The organism is Martinezella rhizogenes, assembly GCF_027460065.1.
Classification (GTDB): Bacteria; Pseudomonadota; Alphaproteobacteria; order Rhizobiales; family Rhizobiaceae; genus Agrobacterium; species Agrobacterium rhizogenes_C.
The window spans coordinates 1-4,890 of sequence record NZ_JAPYZZ010000042.1 but is presented as its reverse complement, the minus strand read 5'-3'; the positions used below and the strand labels follow the sequence as shown (position 1 = coordinate 4,890).

5 protein-coding genes and 1 pseudogene are annotated in these 4,890 nt (G+C 55.1%); 2 read left to right on the top strand and 4 right to left on the bottom strand.

What is annotated here, in order from left to right:
* Positions 1-168, bottom strand: a 168-nt coding sequence (locus O8B93_RS28000) for a transposase (protein WP_405049103.1), incomplete at its 3' end; no start/stop codon positions are given.
* Positions 169-246: 78 nt separating this feature from the next.
* On the opposite strand from O8B93_RS28000, the pseudogene O8B93_RS27995 reads away from it, so the two are divergent.
* A pseudogene (locus O8B93_RS27995) lies at positions 247-360 on the top strand (type II toxin-antitoxin system RelE/ParE family toxin); the annotation flags it as partial.
* Between the two features lie 107 nt (positions 361-467).
* Here the strand turns inward: O8B93_RS27995 and O8B93_RS27710 are convergent.
* From O8B93_RS27710 to O8B93_RS27700, 3 genes are all read right to left on the bottom strand, one after another.
* Positions 468-818, bottom strand: coding sequence for a hypothetical protein (locus O8B93_RS27710; RefSeq protein ID WP_269713087.1), 351 nt, complete (start codon positions 816-818; stop codon positions 468-470).
* A gap of 348 nt (positions 819-1,166) precedes the next feature.
* Positions 1,167-2,093, bottom strand: a complete 927-nt coding sequence (locus tag O8B93_RS27705) for an alpha/beta hydrolase (protein ID WP_269713086.1) — start codon at positions 2,091-2,093, stop codon at positions 1,167-1,169.
* Between the two features lie 61 nt (positions 2,094-2,154).
* Entirely contained in the window at positions 2,155-2,790 is a 636-nt protein-coding gene (locus tag O8B93_RS27700) for an SDR family oxidoreductase (RefSeq protein WP_269713085.1), read from the bottom strand.
* A 107-nt stretch (positions 2,791-2,897) separates the two neighbouring features.
* Here O8B93_RS27700 and O8B93_RS27695 point away from each other — a divergent pair, with 107 nt between their 5' ends.
* Positions 2,898-3,812, top strand: coding sequence for a LysR family transcriptional regulator (locus O8B93_RS27695; RefSeq protein WP_269713084.1), 915 nt, complete (start codon positions 2,898-2,900; stop codon positions 3,810-3,812).
* The last annotated feature ends 1,078 nt before the right edge of the window (positions 3,813-4,890 follow it).

Sequence of the window (4,890 nt, the reverse complement as noted above, 5' to 3'; positions counted from 1 at the left end):
TTTGCGCCAACGAAACAACTGGCTGACATGGATACCAGCCGCGCGGGCAATCTCGGAGATGACCGCGTCTGGCTCAAAGCAGGCAGCGACCAGGCGCTCTTTGTCTTCTCGTGACCAGCGCCGACGGCGCTCTACGGACGTGATCACCTCAATTGGATGCTTCGTCATATGACTACTCCTAGTGTTACCACTAGGACTGGCAGTCAGAAGGCCGTCATCGCAAGACGGCCTTCACCGTGGGCTTACGATAACGGCGACCTAGGCGTGATGAGTATCCTGCATGAGCGGATGGATATGGCAGTGCGCTTGAGAGAAGATCTTACGGCACTCGACGCCAGAGGCACTATCCAAACTCGATAAAGCGGGTGGCGTGGCCAAACGGTGTGAGCTGGCGCTTTTCCGCGATCTGCGTTGAGGCTCAATAGCGAACGTGGCGATTTAAAACCCGTGCGACGAGTTCCAGTGTACTATTTTCGCCGTACCCGTCCCAGATAGTCCAGTTTCTTCACACGGCGGGCAGGCAATCCTTGATACTCGTCTATAGAGGAGCGTCCGTGATGATCTTCTGTAGTGACTATGCAAGTCGGCTTAAGGTTTTTTGTCAAAAAGCGGACACTGAGCTTACGAAATTCGGCAACCTCGACCCCATTCCGTTCGCAGAAGCGGGGCAACTCCTCGCTGTAGAGTTTCAGAGCCTTCATGAGCGAAGCTGAGACGCTTCCTCCCAATGTACTACCGGTGAGAAAGTCTACATCGATATAACCTTCCTCGGTAGAAGCGGCCTCCCCGTAGATATCCATGGAATAGACGCCAACCATCAGCCCGACCCCGGAACCAACCGAGTCAGCTATGTTGTGCCCAATGGCCGTCAAAAGTCCAAGTTTTGACAAAGGCTTACCTTTTAGTCTGGCAATTTTGGATGTTTTTCAACCATTAAGCGGCATCACGGTCAAGCGAAGAAGAACTAACAAAACCAGCGGGCCGTAAGCGCTCGCGGATTTGATACCTATCCATTGGTTCGCCTCAGTCGGGAGGGGACTGTCAGCGTAGGGGACGTATTTATCTTATAGATACCGTTTAGAAAACGTCCTCAAGACAAGGTGTCGACGCTACTCTTTTGTCCATACGGGGTGGCCGCCACTGTACATGGCGGCCTTTGGCCATGCTCAAAGGTTTTCCTTGTAGAAGGGGATCAGCTTCGCCAACGCCTGTCCTACCGGTTCCGGTTTGTCATAGAGGTCATAGTGCGACCAGCCTTCAACGACGACCAGTTCCTTCTTCTTCGAGGCTGCGCGTTCGATGATCTCGCAGCCATCGCGATAAGCACCGAAGGCGCCGACCTGATCACCAACCACGACGCAGAGAGGTTGGGTCAACAGAACTTCGGCGAGATGGAAGGCATCCCAGCCAACTGCCGCGGCTTGATGTGACAGGAGCGAACGGTTCAGACCATTCGGCTTCTGTCCTCGCGGCGTGCGGTAATAATCAGTCGCCTCCAGTGGGTCGCGGTCGGTAACACCGGCAGCACGCGCTTCCTCAATGGAATTGGCCAGGAGATTATCGACGTGGAGAGCCGCGCCCCGAGCCTCGGCGGTCCGCTGCTTGGCCATTGCCTCCAGCGCGCCGATTGGGTTGAGGCCGGTGAAATTGCCCCGCATTAGGCGACCATAGTTTGCGCCAGTGACAGTGCCGACCGCCTTGATACGGCGCTCGGTCATCGCAGCGTTGATCGAATAGCCACCGCCGCCGCAGATACCAAGGACGCCGATGCGATCCTCATCGACATAAGGGAGTGTCACCAGATAATCGGAGACATGGCGGAAGTCCTCGACGCGCAGCGTCGGGTCTTCGATGAAGCGTGGCTCGCCGCCGCTGGCGCCCTGGAAGCTCGCGTCGAAGGCGATAACGACGAACCCTTCCTTGGCGAGCGCAACACCATAGACGTTCCCTGAGGTTTGATCCTTGCAGCTTCCGATAGGATGCGCGCTGATGATGGCCGGATACTTCTTCGACTTGTCGAAGTTCGGCGGGAAGTGGATGTCGGCGGCGATATCCCAGTACATATCGTAATTTCGGATTTTCACGGTTTCCATGATGCGATCTCCTTCGTTTCCGGATTAAGGGGTATTTTCACCAGCCGATCGGCCGGATCGTTCACATGAAGGCAGGCTTGTCGCCATCGGTATCGGGCTTGTTGACGCCGATGTTGCGGTTGCGCAGAGCGCCCGGCATTGCGGCCAGTTCAACAACCAGCGCCGCCACGCTCTTGCGGGCGACTTCCGTGCCCTTGAACGACTCGTTGCGCTCGGTGGTCTCGTAGTCGACCTCGTCGGCGTCAGTCAGCCACGCCGGACGCAGCACGGCATAATCCAGCCCGGATGCCTCAATGAGATCCGCTGCCTTCCGGTACGGCGGGAAATATTCACCGATCTCCCGGTTGTTCCACTCGCCGAACTTGCCGGGTACTTCGTCATAGATGCCGAGCGTGGCGCAGAAGATCAGCTTTCGGACGCCGGTAACCTTCATGGCGGCGGTAATCGCGGCTGCCTGTGTATCGACGTCGCCTGCGAGGTTGGCATAGACGACATTCTGGCCGCCCATGGCTTCCTTCAGTTTGGCAGCATCGTGAACGTCGCCTTCGATAACGCGGGTGTTGGCAGGAACCTTGCGGCCCAGCTTCTTCGCATCCCGCAGGAACAAGGTCAGTTCGGCACTGTTTCGCTCCGCCAACATATCGATGACATGCCGGGCGATCTGCCCGCTTGCGCCGAGGATCAGGATTTTCGTCATGCCGTTCTCCTGCCGTTTTTGATGAGGTTAACATAGCCCCCTCGACGGCCCGGCAAAATGGGGGCATTCTTCAATGAGTTTGAAGCTACAATTCATAATGAGAGCCTATGGATCGCAATCTCCTACCTGCTATCGCCGCTTTCGCGGAAGTCGCCCGGGAGGGAAGCTATACCCGCGCCGCCGGCCGGATCGGCATTTCCCCGTCGGCGCTGTCGCAAGCGATCAGGACCCTCGAGCAACAGCTCGGTGTCCGGCTGCTCAATCGGTCGACGCGCTCGGTTTCACTGACGGATGACGGCAGGAAGCTGCTGGCCCAAGTCGAACCGGGGCTTGCCATGATCTCGCATGCAGTGGTTGCGGTCGGGGAGGCGAGCGATAAGCCGAGTGGTGAAATCCGGCTGAACGCGCCGCGTGTCGTCGCACATCATTTCGTTGAGCCGCACCTGGGAGAGTTCGCCCGCCGGTATCCTGAAGTTCGTGTCGAACTGTTCATCGATGATGGTCTGGGAGACATTGTGCGGGAAGGCTGCGACGCGGGCATTCGTCTGCGCGAAAGCGTGACGGACACGATGATTGCCGTACCAATTGCGCCGCCTGTTTCCCTGGCCGTTGTTGGTTCACCGGTCTACTTCGCGGCCAATCCGGCCCCGAAGCTGTTCGAGGATCTGGCGAACCATAATTGCGTAGGCTTCCGTCAGTCGAGCAGTGGGGCCGTTTTTCGCTGGGAGCTGACGGACCCTCGCTCAGGCGAGGAGCGGCTGTACCAGCCTGTCGGAACATTTGCCACCAACAGCGACGACGTCATGCTGAGTGCCGCGCTCCAGGGTATCGGCCTGGTAATGCATCTTGACTTTGCTGTCCGTCAGCATCTGGCTACCGGCGCATTGGTGCGTGTGATGGAGGATTGGTGCCTGCCTTTCGAGGGCTTCAATCTCTATGTGCCATCCCGCGACCAGATGCCTGCCAAGCTGCGGGTCTTCGTCGATTTTCTCGTCGAAAAACGGCGACAGTTGGAATGGTAAGCTGCTTCACGTCAGCCTGGTCCCTTGGCGAGGGGTGGATCGCCTTGACGCGGGCAGAAATGATGCCGAAGGAGAAGTGTTTTTGTTTAATATCGCGGTGTCGATCCGCGTCTTGCTGCGTGAAAGACCCTGTTTTGCCCAATACCTCGATGCTTTTTCTCTTCGTCTCGCTTGTTGTCAGGCTTATGGCAAAGATTTTTATTTCCCCGTTCATCCTCACCCTGTTTGCCTGACTTATACTGACCCTGTTCCGAGATGAACCGGGAAACGTTCCGGTTTTGAAGCTGAACCGGTGCCGGCTGTGAGAGAAAGACGTCACTCTCATATTTCGGGGCCTGACAGGGAAAGTCCTCTGGCAATGACCGGAGGAGAGATGGAATCTGGTTTGTGGTGGGCCTTTCTATTTCTCCGAAACGCATTGGCTGAAGGACGTGCTCTGACAGGCATAAACCGCCGATGCGGGGCACTGATAAGTGTCTTTATTTTCCACAGGCGGCAATTTTCAGTGCCCCGTTGTAATGCCCATTGAGCTGAAAGGCTGGTGGGAAAAAGAGATGAAGCTCATGACACGGTCGCAACTGCGTCGCGTGATAGGAAAGGTGTGTTCAAATGGGTCTTTATGAGATGTACGTCCTTGCAGCTCGTGCCGATACAGCGCTGATGAGGCGAAGGGTGGCTAAGATTATGAATCGTCGGCGCAAGAAGCAATATTTACACAACCAGAAGAAGAATTTGAATCTGGAAGCCGAGATGAAGATGGAGTACCCCTTCGACCAGGAAGGATTCCATAAACATATATTTATATAGATGCATACACATAGACATATAAAATATATGTTGCATTGAATTATATACGAACATTTGTGGCGGATGAAAATCTGCGGGCAGAATCTTGCTTTTGCAGCCTGCAATTTGCGGATTGCGGGACGATACCGCGTAAATATATGATTTTTATGTTGAAATTACCGATATGATTGGAGAATGATTATGCGCGGAAACTATATGAGTGAGATGGAATTGATTAGAGTGGAGATCAGATTTAAGTGGCGATCGATCATAATAACAATATCATGATATT

Excerpts from the sequence above, each read along its gene's own strand:
- O8B93_RS27700 (WP_269713085.1), bottom strand. The coding sequence starts at position 2,790 with ATGACGAAAATCCTGATCCTCGGCGCAAGCGGGCAGATCGCCCGGCAT.
- O8B93_RS27710 (WP_269713087.1), bottom strand. The coding sequence starts at position 818 with ATGGTTGGCGTCTATTCCATGGATATCTACGGGGAGGCCGCTTCTACC.
- O8B93_RS27695 (WP_269713084.1), top strand. The coding sequence starts at position 2,898 with ATGGATCGCAATCTCCTACCTGCTATCGCCGCTTTCGCGGAAGTCGCC.
- O8B93_RS27705 (WP_269713086.1), bottom strand. The coding sequence starts at position 2,093 with ATGGAAACCGTGAAAATCCGAAATTACGATATGTACTGGGATATCGCC.